A 26,250-nucleotide genomic window follows, 5' to 3' on the forward strand; every position below is an offset into this window, starting at 1 on the left:
TCATATAGATGCAGGTTTGCTTAAATGGGTTGCATAAAAAAATACTCTCCAATTAACTTAGAGAGTATTTCCATTTTAGATTTCGACCAAACTTACTCTGTCTTAATCGCCTGCACGGGATTGGAATTGGCGGCTTTATAAGACTGAATCCAAACCGTGGATAAGGCTATCAGAAAGATAATACCCGCTACAGCTGGAATAAACCACCATTCAAAGTTGATCCTGTAGGCATAGCCCGATAACCAATCCTGCATAATCCAGTAACCTAATCCAGATCCAAACAAGATTGAAATCGAAACAATCGTGATAAATTCCTTATTGATCACATTCAAAATAGAAAATGTAGAAGCTCCCAATACTTTTCTAATTCCGATTTCCTTGGTTTTTTGTTCAGCAACATGAGCTGATAAACCCAATAAGCCCAAACAAGAAATCAAAATAGTCAACAAGCTGAAATACTTAGCCAAATCCCTAAGTCTTACATCCTCTCTATACATTCTGGCATAATTTTCATCCATAAACTGATAGGTAAATGGAAATACGGGATTTAACTCCGCAAAGACTCCCTCTATTTCTGCCAAGGCTTCTTGCATGGAAGATGAATTGATACGGATGAAGCTATTGAAATTGAAAGCAGGGTCTATTACCATGAAGGCAGGTTCCATAGACTGATGCATGCTTTGGAAATGAAAATTCTTTGCAACCCCTATAATCTCATATCTACTTCCATTAATATCTAAGCTGCTATTCTCTGGATTATTTTGTGTAATCAGTTCATATGCTTTCTCATTAACAATTACGGCACTTATGGAATCTGAAATACGGTCTTTGGAAAAATCCTTTCCACTGAGCAATTCTATCCCTAAAGTTTCCAAGAAATCATAATCGACCCGGAACCTTTCAAACAAAGCGTTGAAACCAGGTTCTTTTCCTTCCCATGATACATCCCCGGTATTATTACTTCTACCCATCATATTATGAGATGCCCTGCTTACTGATGAAATCCCTGGCCTTGCTTCTAGCCTAGACTTGAATATCTCATACTTCTCTGGCAATTCACCTTCTAAAGGCACTAAAATCAACTGATCTTTTTCATAGCCTAAATCTTGGTTCAATGCATAATTGATTTGTTGGAAAATGACAACCGTAGATATGAGCAAGCAGGTCGCCAAAACAAATTGAAATAAGACCAAGCCCTTTCTGGCGAATGCTACTTTTCGATTTCCATTAAATTGATTTTTAAAGACAGATACAACTTTGGTGGAAGACAGATAAAAAGCCGGATAACTTCCTGCCAGAAGTCCTGTAAACACCAATACAAGTAAAAAGCCTACCCAGAAATAAAGATCTAAGACTGGAAGGACCAATTCTTTTCCAGCTAATTGATTGAATACCGGAAGTGTCAGCTGAACCAAAACCAAGGCAAACAAGCCTGAGAAAAAGGTAATTAGCAGAGACTCGCTCAAGAACTGATAAATAAGACTGGATTTATCTGCACCTGATACTTTTCTCACACCTACCTCCTTCGAGCGTTTTTGTGATTTGGCAGTGGATAGGTTCATGAAATTAATACAGGCAATGACCAGAATGAAAAAACCAATCATAGCAAAAAGCTTAACGGTTTTTATTCTTCCTTCCTGAATTATTCCATCCTTCCATGAACCATGGAGGTACATATCACTTTGAGGGAAAACAAATAGATCTGCATTTGAACCTTCAAAGCGATCCCGAATGAAATCTTTTATCGAAGCCGAAAAGGCTTCTGGATCCGCATTTTCCTGCAAGGTTATCACAGTATTGGGACCATTATTCCCCCAGTGTTGTAACCAACTATTGTAGGGTTTATCAAAAAACAATTTATAAGGCAGGATAAAATCAAATTTCTCCCAATTGATCATTCCCTCATCTGCAATGACACCTTTCACCAAGAAAAGCTCCGTTCCGTCAGTAGAAATCATTTCAATTTCTTCATCCAAAACATCAGTTTTTCCGAATAATTTGATTGCTGATGATTCGGTCAGAACTATATGGGATTTGTCTGATAGCAGTTGTTCTCTATTTCCAAAAAGCAGAGGATATTGGAAAATTTTCAAATAATCCGCCCCGGCATAAATCCCGGAAAGTTTTACACGTTTATCACCTTGAACAAATAAATTCTCCTCATTCCAGGTATAGGTTGCAGCATATTGAACCTCAGCTAAATTTTCTTTCATGGCCTCTGCCAATACTCCAGGAGTAGAAGGAATGGTAAAAACCTGATCTCCGTAATTCTGATGCTCCATGACCCTGAATACCTGATCCGAACCCGGAAGTCTTCTATCAGTTTCCAGTTCACTTTTGATCCACAATCCTATCAGAATTGCTGCACAAAGTCCCAAGGTCAAGCCAAACAAATTAATGAAGAAGGTAAGCTTATGTTTACCAAAGCCTCGAAATGCGATTTTTAAATAGTTCTTAAACATAGGTCATGTTATAAAAGAGGCATCCAAAGCCTCACACTTAGATATTCACTTTTTGTGCCAGCAAAAAATGCCCAAATTTCTCAAAATGGGCATTTTTCTGATTTTCTGGATTAGTAATCCGAACAATTTTGTCCGATTTCGCACGAGACTAATTTGATTTAATTGAAAGGTCGAAATAGTGTTAATTCGACTCATTCAAAAAGGAATAATTGAAATCAAATATGGAATTGCTCCCTAATATTCTCAGTCACTACTTTTCCATCAAACAAATTGATTACCCTGTGGGCATAATTTGCATCATGAGGTGAGTGAGTAACCATTACGATAGTAGTGCCTTCATTATTCAATTCTTCCAATAGCCTCATGACTTCTTCCCCGTTTTTGGAATCCAAATTACCGGTAGGTTCATCGGCGAGTATCACTGATGGCTTGGCTACAATAGCTCGGGCAATGGCTACACGCTGTTGCTGACCACCTGAAAGCTGCTGAGGGAAATGATTGCGTCTATGCATAATATTCATCCTGGTCAAAACCTCCTCTACTCTTTGTTTTCGCTCATCGGATGGTATTTTCAGGTACAAAAGAGGTAACTCCACATTTTCAAATACAGTTAGCTCATCGATTAGATTGAAGCTTTGGAAAACAAATCCAATATTCCCCTTTCTTAGAGAAGAGCGCTGTCTTTCTGAATAGTTAGCCACTTCTTGACCTAGGAAATGATATTCACCCTCATCCGGGTTATCCAAAAGGCCAATGATATTCAATAAGGTTGATTTACCACAACCGGAAGGCCCCATTATGGCTACGAATTCACCCTTTTTAATTTCAATTTGGATCCCATCCAATGCGGTGGTTTCCACTTCTTCGGTGGTATATAATTTCCGAAGGTTTACTGTTTTGATTACGTTTTCCATGATTTATAAGATTTAAGACGGAAGACCGAAGACCGAAGCAATCGGACCTCCATCCATTAATTTTTTAATGATCGATGTAATGATTTATTAAATATGAAAATCACTAGCATTATTTAGCCCAAGATTAAATTCCATCTATTTCATTTTATTTTTAAAGCCTATTGTCATATTCATTAAGTCAAAACATTCCTGATATATCCACTTGAAATCTGATTCATTGATATACTCTCTTCTTTTTGCTTTATAAAGGCAGGTAATCAATTCAGCAATAGACCTCACAGAGTACCCCAAGAACCTATGTTGCTCTGGGTTGCTTTGAGAGATAGAACCTTCTGCTATATTTAATGCAATTGAATCAGCAGATCTAATGGTTTGGCTTGTTAGGTTGTACATTTCCTCTTTTGGAAATTGTCTTGAAATTTTGTGAACATGCTCTCCTAAATCCATTGCTTTTTGCCAAATCAAAAGTTTTTCAAACTTAAAGCTCATAACAATTTATTTAACTAATAAAATAAATATAAGCTTTTGACTTGACTTTCAAACTATCAACTTAAATAAAATCTATTTCCACAATTTTATCTCTCAATCTTCCGTCTTCGGTCTTCGGTCTTCCAACTTTACCTCAACTCCAACACCTCATTATTCCCGAAATTCTCATACCCCGAAACAATCACTTTTTCACCTTCTATCAAGCCCTCCAAAACCTCATAGTACTCTGGGTTTTTGCGGCCTAGACGAATATTTCTTTTTTCGGCATTTCCAGAAGAATTCAAGACAAAGACCCAATTTCCACCAGTATCTTTAAAGAATCCACCTGTAGGAATCAATAGACTTTGCTCACTATCCCCTAGTTCTAATCGGATTCTTACACTTTGACCTCTACGAATTCCTTTGGGACTTTCACCGGTAAACACCATGTCTACTTCAAATCTTCCATTGGTGATCGTAGGGTAAATTTTAGATATCTCAAGTTCATGCTCTTGTCCACTCAAAGTAAATTTACCCTTCAGGCCTCTGCCAATTCTAGGCAGATAGAGCTCGTCGATGGGAACCCGAACTTTAAATTCATCCATGACATCTATCTGTCCATATCGCTGTCCAGGATTTATCGCTTGCCCTATTTCAATTTGCTCCATAGCCAGCTGTCCTGCAATTGGAGCGGTAATGATTAAGTTGTTCAGAATTTTGCCAACTCCAGTCAATGAAGCCTGCATTCTTCTCTCAGAATTACGAAGCTGAGCCAATTGTATGGAGCGCGCTACCGAGTCATTCTTGTAAGACTCATATGTCAGCTTCCTCCTTTTTAGATTGTATTCATATTGCTCTTTAACCTCTTCAAACTCACGATCTGAAACCAGTTTTTTACTATGCAATTCTTTGAATCTTTTGAATTGTGGTTCCAAAAGACTGATTTGATAATCTATCTCTGCCAATTGCCCCTGCTGATTCAAATCATTTTGATCCAAAAGCAAGCGGGTTTGACGGAGATTATTGATTTGTTCATATAACATAGTCTCCCGCTGCATCACATCCAGCTGAAGATTGGAGTTGGTTAAGGCTAAAATAGTATCCCCTTTTTCTACTAAGGCTCCTGACTCTCTTATCACATCGGCGACCATACCGCCTTCAACCGCATCCAGGAAAAAAGTTTGTGCGGGCTCAATCTGACCAGAGACCAATATATAGTCAGTAAACTCTCCCTTAGATACAGTGGCGATACTAAGTCTGTCCCTCTCCACATTCATGGTGGATCTATGGTCCGCAAAACCCAACTGGTAAATAATTACAGCAACGACCACCAGCCCACCTAGCAGATAAGCGATTTTCTTTGCTGTCCATGTTTTCTTTTCTAATTTTCTATCCATTGTGTGTGATTGCCTTTTCTGGCTGTACCCTTTTATGCCAAATGATGTGCCATGCAAAAAATGCCTCTCAGAGGATATATTTCCTGTTTTTGGAAATAGAGGGCTTTCGAGACTCGAACAATTTCGTCCGCCAGCGAACAAAACTTTTCAAAAACGAAAGTCTGACTCCTATCAAGAACCTGATGGACCATGCTTTAAAATCGCTCGAATTTGATCGGAAACGGGCATTTATTAAAAATAATTGATGGTTTGAAAAATCGGCAGACTTTTGGAATATTAGATGGTAGCTTGATACGATTCCAGCAAAAACCTTAAAAGCATGAATGAGCAAAGAATAGGTAAAATTCTCATAGTTGACGACAACGAAGATCTTTTAAAAGCAGCTAAAATCTTTTTGAAAAGACATTTTGCACAAGTAGATACCGAAACTAATCCTGACCTTCTTCCTATCCTGACGCATAATGAAAATTATGATGTCATCATGTTGGATATGAATTTCACCAAAGATGTCAGCTCAGGACAAGAAGGCTTTTATTGGTTGGACCGTATTCTGGAATTGGATCCTTCCGCGGTGGTTGTTTTGATTACAGCATATGGCGATGTCAATCTTGCCGTCAGGGCAATCAAAGAAGGAGCTACAGATTTTGTATTGAAACCTTGGGAAAATGAAAGGTTACTGGCTACCCTAAACTCTGCTCTTCAACTTCGTCAAAAGAAAATGGAGGTCAACTTGCTTAAAGATCAAAAAGCGACTCTACAGCAGGATATTGACAATAAATTCAAAGACATCATCGGACAAAGCCCTGCGATGCAGAAGATTTTTGAGACCATTGAACGCGTAGCAAGTACGGATGCCAATGTTTTGATTTTAGGAGAAAATGGAACCGGTAAAGAATTAATTGCCCGTGCAATTCATAGAAATTCCAGAAGAAGCAGAGAAGCTTTCGTGGGAGTGGATCTAGGTTCGATTACCCAAACCCTATTTGAATCAGAATTATTTGGGCATAAAAAAGGCTCATTTACTGATGCCAAAGAGGACCGCGCGGGCCGATTTGAGCAAGCGCATAAAGGAACCTTGTTTTTAGATGAAATTGGCAACCTACCCTTACCATTGCAGGCTAAATTATTGGCTGCATTGCAGAATAGGCAAGTGACGAGAGTTGGAGCCAATAGACCTGTGGATGTCAATATCCGATTGATTTCTGCAACAAATATGCCTATTCACTCCATGGTTTATGACAATACTTTCAGGCAGGATTTATTATACCGAATCAATACAATTGAAATCAATTTACCTCCTTTGAGAGAAAGAGTGGAAGACATCCCTCTTTTGGCCGATCATTTTATCAGCTATTATTCCAAAAAATATAATAAAGACATTCGAAAAGCTTCTGAGCCTTTGATTAAGCGAATGACTAAGTATCATTGGCCGGGTAACATTCGGGAACTGCAGCATAGTATAGAAAGAGCTGTAATTATGAGTAATCACAATGTGCTACAGCCAGAAGATTTATTTTTGCAAAAAACAGGACAGCCTGAGAAATCGGAAGAGAATGTCAGCTTGGAGCATTTGAACATAGAAGATGTAGAAAGAATTTTGATCAGAAAAGCACTTCAAAAGCACAATGGACATATTACTCGAGCAGCTGAAGAGTTAGGGCTCACAAGATCCTCCCTTTACAGAAGATTGGAAAAGTATGGTTTATAAGCGCTTTTCGATAGGGATAAGTGTTCGGGTCATTCTGATTACACTCTGCTTATTTACAGGAGTTTGGTTATATTTCAGACAAAATCTACTGCTTGCACCTGCGGTCATTACATTGATTGTTTTGGGGCTGATTGTAGAGCTCATCCATTACGTCAATTCTGTAAATCAAAAGCTAGCTCGATTTCTGGATTCAATTCGATATGGCGATTTTTCCAGCTCTTTTACCTCAGATAGCAAGATGGGAAACTCTTTTAAGGAGGTAAATTTTGCCTTCAACGAGGTGATGGAGGTTTTTAAGCAAACCCGTGCTGAGAAAGAAGAACAAATGCTCTTTCTTCAGGTAATCATCCAGCATATCAATACCGGAATCATCTCTTTCAATGCAGAAGGAAAAATCGGGGTAATCAATAATGCCGCAAAGCAATTGCTTCAAATTCCTCAGTTTAGAAATATCAGTGATTTGGGCAGGCTTTCCCCCACTTTATTGAAAGAGGTTTTAGAAATGAAGCCGGGACAAAGAACTTCCTATAAGGTAAGCCCTTCTTTGTTTTTGATTGTTCAGTCAACTTCCCTGAAAATGGGTGGACAAAGTTGGACATTACTTTCATTGCAAAATATCAATGCGGAACTACAGTCTAATGAACTGGAAGCTTGGCAAAACCTGACCAAGGTTTTACGGCACGAAATTATGAACAGCATCACTCCAATTTCGAGTTTGGTTGAGTCCCTTAGGACTATTTTGGATGAAGACAGCTTCGTGCAACAAGAGGGAATGCTGATCAAAAAAGATGGTTTTCTAGATATTCAAGAGGGTTTGGATACCATTGCTAACCGAAGCAAAGGTTTGGTAAATTTCGTGAATGCCTACAGGGATTATACCAATATCCCTGAGCCTAAAAAGGAATGGATTAAAGCAAAAACGCTTATTGAAGATGTTTTAGGCCTGATTAAGGAGGAGTTGAAGTCCAAAGAAGTTTTTGTCAAAACTGAATTTCGTCCCGAGGAATTGGAAATTCTCTGTGACCCAGATCAAATCAATATGATCCTAATCAATCTGATCAAAAATGCTTCAGAGTCCATGTTAAAGAAAGCAGACAGACAGGTAATTATTCGAGCTATTTCCCAGGGGGATTTGGGAACTTTAATTCAAGTAGAAGATAATGGTCCGGGAATAGTGCCAGAAGCTTTGGAGAGGATTTTTGTCCCCTTTTATACTACCAAAAAAACCGGATCAGGCATAGGATTGGCTATTTCCCGACAAATTATGAATTTGCACAGAGGAAGTTTGACAGTAGAGTCGGAACCGGATGTAAGAACAGTTTTTACTTTGAATTTTAGATAAATCTAAGCCAAAATCCTCTCCAATCTTTCCTTCCATTTTTCCCAATCCTGCATGTATCGGGCTTGAAGCCTGAAAAATGCAGAAGAATGATCTCTGTATACCAAATGGCAGAGTTCATGGATGATTACATACTCAATGCATCCTTTCGGTGCTTTGATTAGTTCTGGATTGAGAATGATTTTTCCTTTGGGGGTACAGCTTCCCCATCTTAAAGGCATTTCTCGTAAAACAATCGTTTCAGGTTGAACTCCTTCGGATTTAAACTTATCTATCCAAGGGTTTGCTAATCCTTGAAATTTTTCCTTCGCCTTTCCTAAATACCATGCCTTTACTAGAGCTTTTACTTGGTCTAAGCTCGGAGTTTCCACCAATAATTCCCCGTGAAGAAGTTTCACCGACTGATTATTTGATTGAATAACTTTCAATCTATACTGTCTTCCCAAATACAAATGAGTTTCTCCATTTATATATTTCCGCTCAGTAGCCCTCGGCTGGAAGGACAAAAAATAACTTTGTTGTTTCAGAATCCAAGGGGCCCTTTTATATAAAATCTCTTGAATTCGCTCTTTTTCAGCATTTAATGGTGCCTGAATTATTACTTCTGATTCGGGTGTTACGGTGATACCCAAGGTTTTTCTTTCTGAATACCTGATCTGATAAGCAATCCTCTTCGAACCAAACTGAAATGACTCCTTCATGATTTGTATCGCCTTTTCGCCACCTCCAAAATCTTAACTGCTAACTCATCCAATTCGGAAAAAGACAATTCCAGTTGATATTTATCTCTGACCTCGTCAATTAAATAATCACCTATTTCAATAATTAACTTTCCCGTTATAGCATCCTTATTTTCCCAATCCACAATCGCCTTTGGCCCACTTCCGAAAACGGCTGTTTTCACCATTTGATCTATCGAATGGGAGGCCTGCTCGGAGATTAATTTCCCTACTTTTTGATCACTTATTTTTTCATTCAAAAATTCTGAAGTCAGACCAAAGAAAGCAGCAGCCACTGGTTTCTCCCTCAAAGAGTCTGGCAAATCTGTATCTGTGTGATTTAAGACTCCATTCATTACATCTTTTACTTTTTGCAAGTATTGAGTTTCAGAAATTCTTCTGGATTCATAATCAGCGATTGCTTGGGAAAGCATTTGTGAAAACTTCTTGTAGAATGCCGGATCATCTTCCATATTTTCTGCAATATGTTTGGCAGTCCTACTTGCAATCTTGTCAGCCTTTGCCGCTTCTCCCACTGTTTTTTCAACTTCTGCAGCAAAGCTTTCTTGGTCAAAAATATTTACTAAATCAGTGATCGGTTCTACTTCCTCAGCCGCCACATGAGTGTCAATTAATTTTTGAATTTGACTTTCATATCGGCTATAATCAATCCTATCTGAATACCTAGAAGAGACAGCATTTCGAAGCTTGACGAAAAAAAGCAAATCGGATTTATATCGCTCAATTTGACTCTGTTCTGTCTCTTCATGAAAGGATATGGTAGATAATGCTAATTTCAAAGATTTCGCAAAAGAATTGAGTTTATCATAAAACGATGCTCTAATCGCTTCATCCCGAAGAACTTGCTGATAAGCTTCCGCATCTCTGGTATTTCCAACTCCCTTAAATAAATCCCAAAGTTCGGAGTACTTTTGTGGCAGTTTTTTGATTTCTTCACTGATATTAACCAGAGTACCTTCCACATCCTCCTCCTCAAAAGCCTGAAAAGCGGAATACATTTTTAAGGCATCATCCAAGTTTTCTATAACTCCATAATAGTCTATCACATAACCAAAATCCTTCTCTGGATAGACTCGATTTACCCGGGCAATTGCCTGCAATAGCTTATGGTCCTGAAGATTCCGAGTTAGATATAAGACTGTTGTTTTAGGTTCATCGAACCCTGTTAAGAGTTTATCAACCACAAGGATGATTTCAGGGTCGGGTTGATTCTTGAAGCGGCTTATGATTTGGCTTTCATATTTTTTTGCAGTTCCATGCTCTTGCATCATTCGTTTCCAGAACCTATGAACCTTATCACTGCTTTGTTCATAGGCGGAATCCTCCCCTTCCCTGTCATCTACAGAAGATATCAGAACCTCAGAACTGACCATCCCAATTTCATCTAAAATCTCCTTATACTTTATAGCGTTGACTTTTTTATCGCAGACCAGCATGGCTTTGAAGCCTGTCCCTTTCCAATTATCCCGATAATGCCTACTGATATCCCAACAAATGGCTAGAATCCGCTGCTCCGCAGAATTTATTTGATCAGCCCGACTAAATTTCTTTTTGAAATCAGCTTTTTCTTTATCATTCAGCGGTTCGGATACCATTTCAAAAAATCGATCCAAGGGGGCTGAATTGACTCTCAAATGTGGTAACCTTCCTTCATACAAAAGCGGAACAACGGCCTTATCTTTCACTGCCTGATCTACAGTGTATGAATCGATAGTACCTCCAAATTTTGCTGCAGTGCTTCTCTCCTTTTTGAATAGTGGGGTTCCTGTCATTGCAATGAAACAAGCATTGGGCAATGTTTTTTGCATTTCAATATTGAAAACCCCATGCTGGGTTCGATGGCCTTCATCGATCAATACAAAAATATTGGGGTTGTTTAAAGGCTCCTGAATCTTCTTGACTGCTGCGGAAAACTTATTGATGATAGTGGTTACTACAGCGTCTGAAGGACTTTCCAGTAAATGCACCAATTGAGTACCAGTGGATGCATTACTCACACTTTTACCACATTTTCTGAAGGTATTGGTGATTTGCTGATCCAAGTCAGTTCTATCGGTAACCAATATGATCTTTGGATTCAAAATACTAGGCTCCATTGCTATTGCTTGGGCCAGCATTACCATGGTCAAAGATTTACCACTACCCTGGGTATGCCAAATCACCCCCCCTTGCCTTTTCATCCTACCTTTCTCATCAATCGATGGGCGCTTAATCCGTTCCAAGGTTTTCTTGACTGCAAAAAACTGCTGATAGCGCGCAACCTTCTTAGCCCCATCATCATATAGGATAAAACTGTAAATCAAATCCATCAAGCGCTCCGGTCGACAGAGGTTATATAGGTATTCATCCTGTTCTGTTAGCCGAACCTCCTTTTCCTCCAAGGCTTCAAAATATTGCTTTACATACCGAAAACGCTCTCCGAAAAGTTTTTGATGAGTTTCAGTGGACAGCCTGGAATCCTTGATTTTGACCAGTTTTTTCTGATAATTTTTCTCATCTGGCTCAGAATAAAATTTTTCTTTCCATTTGGCCCAAAACTTCCCAGGTGTCCCGTTGGTCGCATAGCTTGCTTCCTGATTGGCCAATGAGAGCAACAACTGAGAATAGATATAAAGACTTCGAATCCCATCTTCCTGCTGATTTCTGAGATGTTGCGAAATTGCTTGGGCAAGCGGCTCCTTCATATCGGGTCGCTTACATTCAATGATGACGATGGGAATTCCGTTGATGAAAAGAACCAAATCAGGCACGTAATGGTCACGAGAGGTGCTACGCATGACACGGAATTCCTCTGATACGTGAAATTTATTATTCTTCGGATTCTCCCAGTCAATAAAATGCAGGGTAAAACTTTTCTTATCCCCGTCGACATATTGCTCGACAGCCATGCCCAAGGTCAATAAATTATATACATGCTCCGTCGCGTGGATATATCCCTCATTGAGGGAGATTTCTTGGAGAGTTCGGATTCCGTTTTCAATATTGGCATCGCTGATGTAAGTAGTACGCGAAGAACTGATCTTTTTTTCGGAATTGATCAAACGAAGCTGCTTCCGCAAAATTCCTTCTAAAATCACCTGCTGGGTTTTATTCCCTCGCATTTGCAATGCTTCAGATTCAGTTAGGTATTCAAAGCCCAGCTTGCAAAGCCATTGGATGGCAGGAATTTGGGAAATATGGTCTTCTACAAAACTGGGGGTGTTCATTCTTTACTTATTTTATCACTTTACAAATACGATATAGAGAATTTATAATCCGTTATAGAGAATTGTCGCCTTTTAAAAACCAACTTTCACGCACTTCAAAGGAGCTTTTCAGAAATTATAGAGAATTTTTCTATCGTTATAGAGAATTCTTGTGATGAGCATTCACGTTTCAACTTCTGATTAATCATTCCTTTCCATCTTCTTCACTAAGAGCAAAAACTTCAATACGGAGAATTTCCTATTCAATATAGAGAATCAACTCCTCTATTTGGATTTGATTATTATAAAGAAAACCAAGGTCGATATGGAGAATTGATTTTGTTCAACATCATTGATTTTTGAGCCTATGAGCATGTTCTCAAGCTCACTTGCCATCATATTGAATCAAATACAGCAATTCTTCTCTATGGGAGTGTATAAGATCTTGCTAGAGTTATAGCGAATTTTTCTACGGATATAGCGAATCATATTTACTCCTTAAGAATGCCAATACCTCTGCGATAAGTTTATCCCCACGAAGATCCTTAAACCGATCAGACAGGGAGTACCTTGTTCCCCTTAATACTCCATCGACAATTACTACCTCATCGTCAACTAGCTTCAACAACAAGTACCTGATCTGACTTCTTTTCATGAAATCCTCCATACTCGCCTCCAAAGCCCCAACTTTAAGTGCATTGCCTTGGAGCTCGAGGAGTATTCTCTCAAGTTCCTGTACAATATACCTCTTGCCTATTTTCAGACCGTCACTTACTAATTGTTCATAGTCTTCAGAAAGGGTATATCGAAGCGTATGCCCTGGTAATTTTTCGACCAGTCCAATTTTCTCAAGTTGTGCTACAATGGGCATTTTCAGATTCTGAGAAATCCCATTTCTGATCTTAATCAGTGTAATTATCTGCTCTACCCCCAATTTGGGTTCTTTATCACTAGCTTGATATTGGCTGATAAAAATATGAAAGGCCTTATCGATAATCTCGGCTCTAAGGGTTAATGACACTTGGTACATATTGGAATCAGAATAATCCGGTTCAGCCTTACCTTCGGATAAGGTAATAGAGAATATTTTATCCACTCCCTGTCCACTGCGTTCGACCAATCCCGTCTTTTCCAGAATCTCAGTCATCAACCTGCTTCGGGGAGTACTACTCACCGTCAGCAGATTCTCTATAGTCACCCCTTTTGGAAATCCTCCCGGATTTGTAATCACAATTTTGGAAGGGTACTGCTTGATCACCACTTCACTGGTAATACTGTAATCCCGATGTGCTTCAGCGTTGAGCACAGCCTCTCGAATGACAGCTTCATTGAAATCAAACAAATCAAAAATATAGGCCCCTACCTGTATTGGGTATTTTTTGTTCAATGCAGGCTGATTGATCAGTTTCCAAATCTGAGAAATAGCCAAAAAAAGCGGTTCATCAATCACTTCTCTGGCATCATGGTGAATCTGTGATTCCGTTGCACGAAACTCCCAAATTGTCTTGCATTGCGGTAATTTTTTGCGAATAACCTCCTTCTTTCCCAGAAGTATAAGCGCTGCATAGTTTAGCTTTCCATTATCTAACAGCCTTAAATCGCTTAAGACTTGCTCAGTACTCAATTGGGCAAATCCCGGATTTTTTTGCTTGATCGAATAACTCTCCTTCATGGCCTTGATGGCAAACTCATCGAGGTCGGATATCTCTATGCCCTCACAAATCTTTGCCGAAAAATCAGGCTCCTGCTCGGAAAGAATGGCAAACATTTCCTCATCACTCATATTCCGAAGGCTTTCTCCTACCCTCATCAAAGGCACTCCTTCAAATTTCAACATTTTGCCAATTGGCCTGGAAGGTATGTGAGTCACTAAAACCCGAAGTGCACCTTCAAAAATCTCTTCCGTCTGGATGCGGATTCCGTGCCTGGTAAAAACTTCATCTTCCAACTTCCCCAATCCTCCCAAAGCAAAATCAGTCCCCACCACCGCATGAGGCAATTTATCCCCCATTCCCAACACCAAAGTCCCTCCGCCTTCATTGGCAAAGGCAACGATATATCCCAAGTAACACCTTCTTCGATCTTCCTGATCTCGGCGTTCGCCTCCTGCAAAAGAAAAGTTCTTTACGGCAGCTTTAAACTCAACCTTATCTTCACTTTCCTTCAGATTTTTTAGTTCTTCTATTGTCATTTGCTCTCTTTATTTTTTCTCATTAATCCCCTCGGATATCCAAATAATCTCATGGTCATTTCATGAGTTTTCCTCCGAATGAAGCTCAATTGATTACCGAAAAACGTAAATCCTAAGGCTCCCAGAACTGTAAATAGATAACCGTAATCATCAATCAACTCAATGGTTTCTGGAGAATAAACAGGTAGTTGTAGCAGTAGATAAAAAATTACAATAAGGAAAACCAATTGCAGTATCCACGATAAAATTTTCATGCTTTTCACAAATCTTGAGTCAAAAGATTTGAGCATTTGTATTTCGCTTCCATCCGGTGCTTCTTTGAGCAGTATGATTGAATTGTAGGCGTAGATTGCACACAAGATTTGAAAATCACTTTTACTATCGAGCAATGCTGTATTTGCGTTTATCCTTATGAAAGTGGAATTAAGAAAATCATTCGTAATCAGGCTTGAATTGATATTCTGCAAAAACATCAATACTATTTCCTGCAGGTTGCTAGTGCTGTAATAGTTCTCTTCTAAAAGATTATCTAATGTGGTTGTGATTGGATTTTTGCTCCTAATCGAAACGATGTTTTTAATCCAAGCTTTGTCAAGATTAAACTTTGTAACACCCAAAATAATGGAGAAAACAAAAAAATCATCATTTACAAATGGGGTTGGAGATTCTTTGCTTGGATTACTTTTACTCTTTTTACTATAATGTTTTTCAAAAGCTGACTTGTCGTTGGACTGAATAGCTGAGATAATTCCAAAGTAGATTTCATCGGTTTCACTAAAATCGTTACTAATTGGTTGAGCAATAGTTTTACCTGACAGCAACTGGTTAAATGCTGATAACTTAGGGCTATCGCCAATCCTGTTTAGATAAGTAATTTTATTTTCTATAGAAACCATTTCTTTCTTTTTAATCCATAGTTTAATTTATCAGCATCCCAACCTGGTACACTTCTCATTTTTCCAAGTAAGCGAGAAATAAGATTTGAATATTTCATTGTGGCAGGTTCTTCACCTGGTAAGAAGCTTCTCCATGACAAATAAGTGAATGAGAATATTTGTTGAGTGATGTAGCTTAAATCATGAAAGATCAAATCATTCAATCCATTGTTGTCATAATTACCTTGTGGAGTTCTTATTTTAATTTGAATAGGTTTACTCATTCCTTGTTTAGCTGTTTTCAATTCATTTGGGCCTAACATTTGAACAATACAGGTTTCAGAATCTAAGAAAATATTACTGGCCCTGTTTGGAATGAAAGCGCCAATAGTGTTCCCAAACTTCTGCACTCCCTTCTGATTGATGTCAAACAGCATATTGGGATGCTGTTGGCTAATGGTTACAAACGCAAATTTTATTTTGTATTGACTGATTTCTCTTACTAGCTGACTTACAACATCAAACTCTGTGTTTTTAATAGGTTTGAAAATGTGGAAAATCAGCCGAACTGTTTCACCTTCAGACCAGCCCTGTTCGTTTGAAAGTCTTTGAATAGAATTTTTTAAGCTTCTCTGTAATTCAGTAAAATAATTCTCAAATGCTACATCCTTTACCTTATCAGCCAAAAGATATTGTCCATCACTTGAAAGAAAAGTTGTTATACCAACAACTCTGTTTTGTTCAGCACGAGCATACTGATTTTTTCTAAGCCAGCTATGACCTATGCCAATTACTATTTCACGATCAACGGAACGCTGTGAAGGCAAAACCCATGGAATCCCACCCATTTTGGCATAAATCTGTAATGCCAATGAATTTAAGATAAACTCATTATGACTCTTGATGATTTCTGACGTAACATACTGTACCGGAATTTCAAGGGAAAGCAATTTTGCTTTGATAGCATAGTATGGATTATTTCTATCATCATATCGTTTAAATGCTGCCGGAATTTCTATGATTGCTAAATGTGGTTTATTTTCATCTTCGCTTCTTATAGCATTAAGATATTCTTCAACCGTAAATTCCTGAATTTCCCTAATGTTGTATAACACATCCTGCAGGTCATATTTTCTTTGTAAACCTTTTTGAAAAAGTCTGGACTGCGGAAGTCCATCTTTTAAACTGGAAAGAAAGTTGGTAAAAACGCCACGGTTACTTTTGTTGCAAATACAAAGTATGTTTGGTGTCTTTATATCGAAAGTAATGCTATCATAAGGACCAAAATTGGTTAGCCCTGTATCTGGATTGAAATTGTTTGTTTTGGTTACCGCATGGTCAAATATAAAAGTGGGTGTCTTTAGATGTATAGTATTAGAAGCGGCTAAAGGTTTGTTATCTACTGTGAAGCAAAAACTATCCTTGTTTTGAAATAAAACGGGCTGTCCGTTATCAATAAATAGATGCTCTGCAATTTTGGTTATTTCAGCATACAAGCTTTTAGGATTGTAGATGTCTGACCGTTTGCTTTCAATGATACTCAGAATTTCATTACTTTTTTGTTGCGATGTGGCATAGGTGAGATAATTACCGATGTTGAACTTTGTTTTCCTGATAAACAGCTCGTTCAATTCAAAATCCTTCAGTCCTTCGTTGGTTTCTACACTGGCTTTATTGCCTTTTATCTCTTTTAATATGCCAACGAATTCTTCATTCGGGGCAAGTATGTTGGTCAATCCAGGAAGGGTTTCACTATGCAAAACATCTAGTCCCATCAGGTCAAACCCCTCAGCATGTAGTTCTGCACAACTGATATTGAAAATCCAGTTTCTGCGTATATTTATTAAGAAGCCGAAACGCTTAACTCCATTGATTTCAGTCAAACGCAACTGAACTTCAATTAACTTTTTATAGGCAACTTTATCCTTTAATTTTTCAGGTAATGCATTCTTAATAATATCGTCCTTCCCGGAAAAGAATCGGAAAGGATAAAAATCTACTGGAGTGTATTGTGGAAATCGGTCTTTGAAAGTCCTGAAAAATATATGCTTTATTAGAGAGGCAGTAACTTCATTATCACCAAATGTATTTCGTTCGGCTAGTTTTCCTAAAACTAGGCTTTCATCACCATCCTTGTTAGATATATGGATTGTGTCTCCGTTTTTAAAAAAGGAATGGGTTGAATTGTGCTTTTCCCGCAACTCAGCAAGTCTTTCCTGAGTATAGGGCAGGGTATTTATCTGATACCTTTCAAAATCAAAGCGTATAGGAAAATAATTTAGTTGCATAAAATTCTAGTTTAATTTTAGTCTCACCTTCCCCGTCAGCAGCACCTGCATCATTCCTTTTTTCTGTTTCCGAAGCTTATCCGCTTTGGACTTGAGCAAACTGATTTCCTGATCGGCAATCTGAAGCACTCGGGCGATGGTAGTTTGTTCTTCTCTTGTTTGAGGCAAAACCACCTTTACGATACTAAAGTCCTTGAACTTACAATTCAACGTATCATCAACTAAGCCTTGGGAATTTCTCCAAAAGAGATGGGTCAGTTTGGGAGTCTTGAATAAATAGGCAAAAAACTGCGAATCGGCATTTTCTTTGGGTGAAATCACCGTATAAGCAGGACTTACAATTCCCTCTAAATCGGATAGAGCACTTCTTCCTTGCCACATCCTCATGGTATTGTAACCGATATCTCCTGGACAAATCCTTTTGTATTTTGACTTATCCGCGTTGGACGTATCCTTTTTAATACTTTCATCTTGAGGATAAATGCCACTTTGCCCGATTGAAAGCAAAGTCAATTCAATATGCCTTGTCTCATTTCTTTCAGAAAAAAACTCTCCCAAATGGACTTCCCTCCACTCCCCACTAAATCCCTTCAACCTCATTTTCCCCGTCAGTAAATTCTGCATCAGCCATTTTTTGCGGAGTTCTTTTTGGGCAATCAGGCGCTCGGTGGTCTGAATGGCCTCATCCATCTTCCCCAGCACTTGGGCGATAGCTCGCTGCTCGGGGAGAGGTGGCAATGGAACCTTAATTTTCCTGAGTTCATTAAGTGAAATTTCCTGAAAAGTACTTCCCTTTGCAAGCCTAATGATACTCCTGTGAACCTCACTGTTTGATAATGAATACTTCAAAAAATGAGAATTTATTAGATAAGGATTACAGGAGATCCGTGCAGTCCCCTGAGTTAAATTAGCCTCCTTTAAATCATTTGGTACTATACTAGTTTCTCCAATATTTCCCCTCAATGAGAAAACAATGTCACCTGGCTTTACAACAGATCTACTATATTTTTTGGCAATGATGAAAGATGTTTTCATAAGTCCGTCGATGTTAATTTCTCCTCCAACATCTGTACTTCTTAGGTAAGGAACACCTTCAGATACATTAGGTCCAGCTTGAACTATACCATACACAATAGGCTTTAAACATAACTCTTGCAAGCCTTTTTTGTCCCACCCCTCCGGAACTTCGAACTCCAATCCTGATTTTTTTACTTTGGTATCTGTCATTCGTTTTCGTAGTCTAATTGGTAGGATAGTTGGATTTCCGCAAGGATGGCTTGGACGATGGACTCGATCTTCTCATCGGAAAAGGTAGTCTCAAGCGGCATCTCCTCTTGCCCTATGGACAGCACCCAAACTTTATACTCGTCAGTCTCATCTTCATCCAGCCAATGGCGAAGGTCCAAATGAACCGAGATCTGTGTTCCCCATTCCTGAAGCACTTTATGCTGATAGCGTCGGATCGAAACATTAATATGTCCGGCGAAGTCGTCTGCCCCATGCGCCTCGATCTGATTTATAAAGAAGTCGATCCCTTCACGTGGGAGGATATTTTCCAAGGATTCCCGTTGCGTGAAAAAGGTGTAATGGATCTGATTATCCAGCAGTTGATAGGTTTCTTTGAGCTGATCATGCACTTGGCGGATAACTCGTCTCAGCTCTGTGGGAATCGCTACCATCGCCGCCTTATCCCGATCGGGTTCATCCAGAAAATCTCCTTTAACCCGAATTCGGCCATTAGGCAGCAGCCAGCACTCCATCCATTCCAATCCCCGTTCAGTGTGGATACGCTTGCCGACTGTTTCAGGCTCTTCTGCAGCGACTTTTTCCCAATGCTCCCACTCATCAATTGGTTTTTGAATGAGGGAAATCTCACCATAAGGGATATCCAGATAATCTGAAAATGCTTCATTGATGCGGATAATAGCTTCGGTATCCAGCCCGATTTCCAAGTCTGAGTTGGAGAGGATGTTTTCGATTTCTCGAAGCTCATGGAGTAGGTGTGATTCCAGATACACATCCGAAAAATCCTTGAATTGAGCTTTCAATTGTTTGCCTACATCCTTATCTATCTTATCAAGCGAAATAGGATCATCCGTGATTGGTTCAATTATTTGCTGGGAAAGCAATTCAATGGATAGATCCTCGCTCAAGAAATAGAACTTCAATACTGATTTTTCTGAATATGAAAGAGATTGAATAAATCCAGATACTTTTTCTTTCGCAAGAGGAAAAATTCTATCTGACATTTGACCCACTTTTTGAAAACCGAGATAAAGCTCCTCTGAAAGTTCCGTGAGGTAAGGTCTTTTTCCATTTTTCTCCTCCTTCCAACAAACAACTACTTCCCTAAATAAGGGTAACAAGATCAACCTGGCTTGCTTCCGAATAGCATAAGCCCAATCGGATTGAACCGGAACCTGATGCGTTTCCCGGATGCCAGAAAGTAAACGTTGGCGATGGAATAGGCTCATTGGATTAATTCTTTTTGGGTTTAGGCAACTTTTGGGTTTCCTTTTCCAGGTAATCCACAAAATGCTTTTCAGCTTCACTCAACTCAGAAGAAGTCTGAGTCTTGTATTTTTCGTATTCCTGTCGGGCTTTGTCAAGCATCTGCTGATGACTGATCTTTCCAGCATGATCAAGGATTTCATTGCCTGTCATTCGGAGAAAATCATCCAATCGGCTGATCCAGTCTTTCATGTACATCGGCTTGCGATTGAGTGCCTGAAGCTCCGCCAATTCCAAATAAGCCGTCACCATTCTATTGAGCATATTCAGTTCCTCAGCATTCAGGTAATTCTTGGCGATTTCCAGCTCCTGTTTGGTAGGCTTAGCACCTTTGAAGTTGGTCAAGCCTAGATTAGGCTTGGAGGCATCGATCCGCTTATAGATCAGTTCAGCAGCTGTATGGCCGTGAGCGGCCCAATGCATTTTGTTTTGAACAGTCTGAAAAAACAGCACCGAAAGCTCACATTTTGGGTCATAATCAATGCTGGTGGCATAGATATCCAGAACCTTTCTCCAGAAGACTTTTTCGCTACTCCGTATGTCACGGATACGAGCCAGAAGCTCATCGAAATAATTTCCTCCTCCGGCCTCCTTGAGTAACTCATCATTGAGCGTAAAACCTTTGATCAGGTATTCTCTTAAGCGTGCAGTAGCCCACTGCCGGAACTTGGTACCCTGAAGGCTCTTCACCCGATAGCCGACAGAGATGATGACATCCAAATTATAAAAATTGGTAGGCTTGGTAGAAAAATCGGAAATTCCGATTTTTCTCCTCGAGGCATCCTCATCCAGCTCTCCCTCTGAATAAATATTCAGGATGTGCTCATTGATGGTGGATCGAGACTTTTGAAAAAGTTCCGCCATCTGATCAATGGTTAACCATACCGTCTCATTTTCAAGGCGGGTTTCGATTTTGGTTTTACCATCTTCCGTCTGATAGATTAGGATGCTGCTTTCCATGTTTAGCCCATTAGTTCTTTGAGATATCGATCCATTTCTGCCTGTACTTCCTTCAGTTCACCTTCCAATTTATCAATCTCCTTTTGCACCGCCGCGATATCCACTTCAGGTTCCTCTTCAAAGGTGTCCACATAGCGGGGAATATTCAGGTTGAAGTCATTTTCCTTGATCTCCTCAAACGTGGCCACATAGCTATACTTCTCCTCCACCACGCCGGGTTGAAATTTGCCTGATTGAAAATCCCGGTAGGTATCCACGATGTGGTTGATATCCGATACACGGAGTTTGTTTTGATTTTTGGCAGCTTCGTAGTGCTGAGAAGCGTCAATAAAGAGCACTTCGGAATGGAAACCTTTCCCCTTGTTAAAAACCAGAATCGCAGCCGGAATACCTGTGCCAAAAAAGAGGTTTGCCGGTAGGCCGATTACCGCTTCGAGCAGGTTTTCTTCAATGGTTTTTTGACGGATTTTACCTTCGGAGCTCCCCCTGAAAAGTACACCATGGGGCACCACTACTCCGACTTTACCTTTACCTTCATATGTAGTCTCAATCATGTGCGAGATAAAAGCCCAGTCCCCTTTACTTTTGGGGGGAATTCCACGCCAGAAGCGATTGTATCGGTCCGTTTCAGGGTCCCATGTGATGGTGGTTTTCTCTCCGTCTTTATCTTCTACCTTTCCCCATTTATCCAAGGAAAAGGGAGGATTGGCTACCACTGTATCAAACTTCATCAAGGCATCGCCCTCTTTTAACTTCGGGTTTCGGATTGTGTCTCCCCAGCGGATTTTGGCATTGTCAAAGCCATGCAAAAACATATTCATCACCGCCAAGGCCCATGTACTGCCGTTGGCTTCCTGTCCATAGAGGGAAAAGTTGGGCGAACCCACCTCCTGTCCTGCTTTGATCAGCAAAGAACCCGAACCACAAGTAGGATCACAGATACGCGAACCCTGTGCAGATTTGGTGAGCTTTGCCAAAAGTGTAGATACTTCACTTGGGGTGAAGAACTCTCCCGCCTTTTTACCCGCATCTGAGGCAAAGTTGGAAATCAGGTATTCGTATGCCCCTCCAATAATATCCACTCCAGCCAGATGTGATGGGCGGAGATCTAGTTCAGGCCGATTAAAGTCCAAAAGAAGATTTTTTAGTCTAGTATTTTTGTCTTTGGGCTCCCCGAGCACACTACTGTTGAAGCTGATATTTTTAAAAATCCCTGCACCATCTTCACTATAGAGCTTTTCCCGATTCGCCTCTTCCAAATCTACTAGGGCGATATCGATCAATTCACCGATATTGACTGCATTCCTATTTTCGTATAGGTATTTGAAATGGCTGTGCTCGGGTACAATAAAGCGCTCGTATTGCATGGCACGCTTAGCTCGTTCTTGATCTCCATTGTACTTTTTGAGATACTCTTCCTGCTTATCATCATGAACATCACTGAGATATTTGACAAAAAGCATTGTCAACACATAATCCTTATATACACTGGGATCTATACTACCCCGAAAGGTATCACAGGCTCTCCAGACTGCATCGTTTATATCTTTTTGGGTAATTTTCTTACTCATAGTTTTGAATGATTTTATTGAGATTCAACTCAAGTTTAAATTCATTAAGCTTTTCAATATCGAGGATCAAATTCTTTTTTCGGATTCTTAACTCAGAAAGCCGAATTAACTTTTCCTGTATATCCATCGGAAAAGCAATCACCTCAATATTTTCTAGTTGAGATTTAGTAATAGATGGAATAGCAGTTCCTTTGGCAACACTTTTCAAAAACTCTTGAATCCTTTCTGAATTCAACCACCAAACCAAAAATCTAGGGCTAATATAATCCACTGAAAGAGAAATAACTAGAAACGAAGTGGAAGCTACGGCTGGAAGCATATTGTTGTCACAAATTGCCGCAAAATTTTTCCACCCTTTAGCTGCAAACAATATTTCTCCTGATTTTAAAAAATGATTTTCTGAAACCTGAGATTTGCTCACGCTGGGATACAGCTTATTTTTCAATTTCCCATCAATGTCAAAATCCTTGGTTTGTAGATAATTCACAACTGCAGGCTCGTGTGACTTAAGAAATACACCTGAGCGAACGAGGGCAATTTCTTTTAGTAATTTTTTCAAATTTTTATTCTAGTATATTTATTACAAAAATAAATCTAGAAAAACTTGAGAAAACTATCAAAATATTTTTAATTTTTTTTCTTAGTATATTTTATACTAACTATAAAAATATACCCTCAAATAATCAATTCTTCTGCAATACCAAGTCAAACACAGCCTGATCGGAAGGTCGATTATAAATCATGTCGATCCTTGTATTGGAATAACTCACCACTGTCCAATCCCTATTAATTTTTGAAAATGTTGAACCTGAATTAAAAAAGAAGGCAATATTGACCGTGTTTTGATTGGGATCAGCAGGATCAATACTCAAAGTCCAGATTCCATTTTCCACACCACCGTTGATTCGGGTCTGAATTTCTGAACCAGAAATAAAATTCAAAGTTCCCCCGCTAAATTGACTGGTCTGATCAGTTCCATCCTCAGAATAATCGGCTATTCTCCAGGTTGCAGATCTAAGCAGTTGATCAATCTGAAATGCAGTTGAATCGTTTTTTTCAGAACAGGAAAAAAACAAGATAAAAACTAAGACAAAGGGTATATATCTTTTAAGCATGGTCTCTCTCATTTAAAACTTAACGCTTTGAATGTGCAAAATGCTACACAAGTAGCCACGTAATTACCTTAACTAAGTCAAAAATCAGCTTTTTTCCAAAACAGAAACCAGCCTTTTTATATCATTTTGGTCATTATAGAGATGAAGAGAAACCCTGAGGGATTGTCCTCTGACAGAGACAAAAACCTTTTCGTTTTCCAAGTCAGATTTAAGAGCCTGTGGATTTAAACCAGATTTTAAAGGCAAAGCAAATAGGTGATTGGAACTTGATTGAGAATGGAAAAGGTCCAGTTCTAAAATTTCAAATAAGTACTTTTTTAAATCTGAAGTATAATGCTGAATTTCTTCTGTGCTCCATTGGAGAATTTGTTCCAATGATTTTTTTAGAATCGGCATCAAGATGAAATGACTGCTTTCTCCTACATCAAATTTGTGAGCTTTGGGTAAGAATTCCTGCCTATAATTCGTCAAATCGGAGAAATTCCTGGAATTTGTCCTGTTCATCCAAGACTCTTCCAAGGGCTTACCACCTTCAAATTTTTCACCAAAATATGCTAGGCCCAAAGAATAAGGACCTAATAGCCATTTATAGGTAGCACAAATCAAGGCATCGATTTTACATGCCTTCACGTCTATAGGCTTTGCCCCTACCGATTGAGTGCCATCCACTATAAAGCATGCCCCTACTTTTTGGCATTTTGCTCCGATAGCCTCCAGGTCAAAAATGTAGCCATTCATCCAGTGAACGCTGGAAATCAAAACCAAGGCAGTATGCTCATCGATAGCAGCTAGAATTTTATTATTCCAAGACAGCTCAGCATCTTCCCCAATCACTTCAAGGCTAGCTTCTTGTTCTTCCGCCCAGCGTTTAACAGCAAAATATCCACTCGGAAATTCATCCTTCACCGTAATGGCTTTTTTGCCCTTCTGGTCAGTCCAGTTAGACAAGGCACTTGCAAATCCATAGGAGGTACTTGGGATAATGGCAATTTCATCGGATTGGGCTGAAATTAATTGCGCAAATAGCCCCCTCACCTCTTCGGTTTCTGTGAAAAAATCCGAAGGCTGCAATTCCTGAGGATTCCTCATTTTGCCCAAATCCGTCAATGCAGCATTTTCAGAAGCCTTGAGTAAAGGCCCCCGATATGCATTGTTGAGATAGGAAATCTCAGAATCAATAGAAAATAAGTGTTTTTGACAGTCCAATTCGAGCTGAGGTTTAACAGAATAAATTTAATAGATGGCTATCAACAATCACTCAATCCACAAAATTTATCCTAGTGAAAGCCAATTCATCATCAATATTGGAATACATCCAAATAGCTCCGTCTTTCACAAAATACCTTGAGGATAAAGATGTGAGTTCCGGAATTTCGGACTCTATCAAAAGATTCAAATCTTGATCAAAGACACTTAAATAAAGGGTAGAACCTGTTACAGTATACTCATCATATTCATTTATTTCCTCGCTGAATTTCTTTTTCTCAGAAAACCTATAAAACACATTTTTGCGATCGTCCCAAATCAAATGCTTATAGGAAATATCTTCCTGAGCTTTCCGTGTAATTTCTTTGAGTTCGCCGCTTGTCATTTCCACTTCCTTTGGAGGTTTGTAAGTACTTTTACTCCCCAAAAGAGGACTATCCCAAGTTTTTGAATAAAGACTATCTTTTTCCAAGTCAAATACATGAACCTCATTGAATGCATTCATGGTCATGTAAATCCTATTATTTTCAAGTGAGGAATAAACACTTGGTCCATAGCCTCCTGCAGGATTTCCATTGTAAAGGATTTCCAATCTATAATCCCTCCCTTTATCGAAAATAGGCAGCGGGATTTCTTTATATGTTCTTTCGCTTAAATTAAAGTCGATCAGAGAATAACTGTAATTTTCCCAGTGAAGCGTTAGTACAAAAACTCTGGTAGGATTGTCCTTGATTCTGAAAACTTGCAGGGGATAGTAATTAGTCTCTCCCAAAATATCAGAAGCGATTTTTTCTAGCTCCAAGTTCTCAACCAATTTTCCTTTCTGATCATGAACTTTGTAAACCATGTAGTTTTTGAACAGCAAATTTTCATTTGGCAAAATAGAAAAACTAGCAGTTCGAGATCCTATTCCGTCTGGTCCCTCCGCTTCATACTGAATCTTTCTCACAAGTTTCAATTCATTCAAATCAATTCTTTCTGCCACTTGACTTTCCGGATTAAAATTGATCAAATAACTTTTATCCGGAGAAAGTGAGGAAAAATTAAGATCGTAATTGAGAGAAAGAAATTCCTCTCCGGCATCTACCATCACAGTGTCTATGGATAATTTAATCTCGCCTGAAAATCCCCCCTTATCATCTGTTTTGCCGCAGGAAAACAAAAAAGGAATAATAGCAAATAGAAATAAGTACCTCATATTGGAAATTTTAAGTGAAAAATGAATTTGGCAAAAGATAGAAAAAACAGGATTTTATTTCTACTAATAGCTTTTTATTAAATGTTAAATTCATAACAACTAGTAAATTTTAAACAGTTTTC

19 protein-coding genes are annotated in these 26,250 nt (G+C 39.0%); 2 read left to right on the forward strand and 17 right to left on the reverse strand.

Annotation, left to right across the window (positions count from 1 at the left end; translation table 11 throughout):
- Positions 1 to 92 precede the first annotated feature (92 nt).
- The 4 genes from GYM62_RS09665 to GYM62_RS09680 form a co-directional block, all read right to left on the reverse strand.
- A complete protein-coding gene (locus GYM62_RS09665; protein ID WP_219959255.1) occupies positions 93 to 2,462 on the reverse strand; it encodes an ABC transporter permease in 2,370 nt (789 codons plus the stop codon).
- A gap of 215 nt (positions 2,463 to 2,677) precedes the next feature.
- A complete protein-coding gene (locus GYM62_RS09670) occupies positions 2,678 to 3,376 on the reverse strand; it encodes an ABC transporter ATP-binding protein (RefSeq protein ID WP_091655584.1) in 699 nt (232 codons plus the stop codon).
- 135 nt (positions 3,377 to 3,511) lie between these two features.
- Positions 3,512 to 3,865 (reverse strand): four helix bundle protein, encoded by a 354-nt coding sequence (locus GYM62_RS09675; protein WP_144602912.1) that lies wholly within the window; start codon positions 3,863 to 3,865, stop codon positions 3,512 to 3,514.
- Between the two features lie 128 nt (positions 3,866 to 3,993).
- On the reverse strand, positions 3,994 to 5,241 hold the full coding sequence (locus GYM62_RS09680; protein WP_219959256.1) for an efflux RND transporter periplasmic adaptor subunit: 1,248 nt from the start codon (positions 5,239 to 5,241) through the stop codon (positions 3,994 to 3,996).
- Positions 5,242 to 5,560: 319 nt separating this feature from the next.
- Between GYM62_RS09680 and GYM62_RS09685 the strand changes: the two genes are divergently transcribed.
- Together GYM62_RS09685 and GYM62_RS09690 are read left to right on the forward strand one after the other, a co-directional pair.
- Positions 5,561 to 6,949: a sigma-54 dependent transcriptional regulator gene (locus tag GYM62_RS09685; RefSeq protein WP_091655588.1), complete on the forward strand. Its 1,389-nt coding sequence runs from the start codon at positions 5,561 to 5,563 to the stop codon at positions 6,947 to 6,949.
- Positions 6,939 to 8,291 (forward strand): PAS domain-containing sensor histidine kinase, encoded by a 1,353-nt coding sequence (locus GYM62_RS09690; RefSeq protein ID WP_144602906.1) that lies wholly within the window; start codon positions 6,939 to 6,941, stop codon positions 8,289 to 8,291. Before GYM62_RS09685 ends, GYM62_RS09690 begins: the two co-directional genes overlap by 11 nt.
- 2 nt (positions 8,292 to 8,293) lie before the next feature.
- Here the strand turns inward: GYM62_RS09690 and GYM62_RS09695 are convergent, their stop codons facing one another.
- The 13 genes from GYM62_RS09695 to GYM62_RS09755 all read right to left on the reverse strand — a co-directional run bounded on the left by GYM62_RS09695 (position 8,294) and on the right by GYM62_RS09755 (position 26,128).
- Complete coding sequence (locus GYM62_RS09695; protein WP_219959257.1) at positions 8,294 to 8,989, reverse strand: M48 family metallopeptidase; 696 nt, start codon at positions 8,987 to 8,989, stop codon at positions 8,294 to 8,296.
- Complete coding sequence (locus tag GYM62_RS09700) at positions 8,986 to 12,234, reverse strand: type I restriction endonuclease subunit R (protein ID WP_219959258.1); 3,249 nt, start codon at positions 12,232 to 12,234, stop codon at positions 8,986 to 8,988. The genes GYM62_RS09695 and GYM62_RS09700 overlap by 4 nt, the downstream gene beginning before the upstream one ends.
- Positions 12,235 to 12,682: 448 nt before the next feature.
- A complete protein-coding gene (locus tag GYM62_RS09705; RefSeq protein ID WP_219959259.1) occupies positions 12,683 to 14,404 on the reverse strand; it encodes an ATP-binding protein in 1,722 nt (573 codons plus the stop codon).
- On the reverse strand, positions 14,401 to 15,300 hold the full coding sequence (locus tag GYM62_RS09710; RefSeq protein WP_219959260.1) for a hypothetical protein: 900 nt from the start codon (positions 15,298 to 15,300) through the stop codon (positions 14,401 to 14,403). Before GYM62_RS09710 ends, GYM62_RS09705 begins: the two co-directional genes overlap by 4 nt.
- Entirely contained in the window at positions 15,288 to 17,567 is a 2,280-nt protein-coding gene (locus tag GYM62_RS09715) for a Piwi domain-containing protein (protein WP_219959261.1), read from the reverse strand. The genes GYM62_RS09710 and GYM62_RS09715 overlap by 13 nt, the downstream gene beginning before the upstream one ends.
- Positions 17,568 to 17,573: 6 nt before the next feature.
- Positions 17,574 to 18,794 (reverse strand): restriction endonuclease subunit S, encoded by a 1,221-nt coding sequence (locus GYM62_RS09720; RefSeq protein WP_219959262.1) that lies wholly within the window; start codon positions 18,792 to 18,794, stop codon positions 17,574 to 17,576.
- Positions 18,791 to 20,041, reverse strand: a complete 1,251-nt coding sequence (locus GYM62_RS09725) for a hypothetical protein (RefSeq protein ID WP_219959263.1) — start codon at positions 20,039 to 20,041, stop codon at positions 18,791 to 18,793. The genes GYM62_RS09720 and GYM62_RS09725 overlap by 4 nt, the downstream gene beginning before the upstream one ends.
- 4 nt (positions 20,042 to 20,045) lie before the next feature.
- Positions 20,046 to 21,038 (reverse strand): virulence RhuM family protein, encoded by a 993-nt coding sequence (locus GYM62_RS09730; protein WP_219959264.1) that lies wholly within the window; start codon positions 21,036 to 21,038, stop codon positions 20,046 to 20,048.
- Positions 21,039 to 21,040: 2 nt separating this feature from the next.
- Complete coding sequence (locus GYM62_RS09735) at positions 21,041 to 22,609, reverse strand: type I restriction-modification system subunit M (RefSeq protein WP_219959265.1); 1,569 nt, start codon at positions 22,607 to 22,609, stop codon at positions 21,041 to 21,043.
- Complete coding sequence (locus GYM62_RS09740; protein ID WP_219959266.1) at positions 22,602 to 23,168, reverse strand: restriction endonuclease subunit S; 567 nt, start codon at positions 23,166 to 23,168, stop codon at positions 22,602 to 22,604. The genes GYM62_RS09735 and GYM62_RS09740 overlap by 8 nt, the downstream gene beginning before the upstream one ends.
- Before the next feature lie 124 nt (positions 23,169 to 23,292).
- The gene (locus GYM62_RS09745) at positions 23,293 to 23,724 is read right to left on the reverse strand and encodes a hypothetical protein (RefSeq protein ID WP_219959267.1); all 432 of its coding nucleotides are present in this window, start codon (positions 23,722 to 23,724) and stop codon (positions 23,293 to 23,295) included.
- An 84-nt stretch (positions 23,725 to 23,808) separates the two neighbouring features.
- On the reverse strand, positions 23,809 to 24,930 hold the full coding sequence (locus GYM62_RS09750) for an aminotransferase class V-fold PLP-dependent enzyme (RefSeq protein ID WP_219959268.1): 1,122 nt from the start codon (positions 24,928 to 24,930) through the stop codon (positions 23,809 to 23,811).
- A gap of 52 nt (positions 24,931 to 24,982) precedes the next feature.
- The gene (locus GYM62_RS09755; protein WP_219959269.1) at positions 24,983 to 26,128 is read right to left on the reverse strand and encodes a DUF4221 family protein; all 1,146 of its coding nucleotides are present in this window, start codon (positions 26,126 to 26,128) and stop codon (positions 24,983 to 24,985) included.
- Positions 26,129 to 26,250 lie beyond the last annotated feature (122 nt).

Origin of the sequence: Algoriphagus sp. NBT04N3 (assembly GCF_019443765.1) — a bacterium.
GTDB lineage: Bacteria > Bacteroidota > Bacteroidia > Cytophagales > Cyclobacteriaceae > Algoriphagus > Algoriphagus ornithinivorans.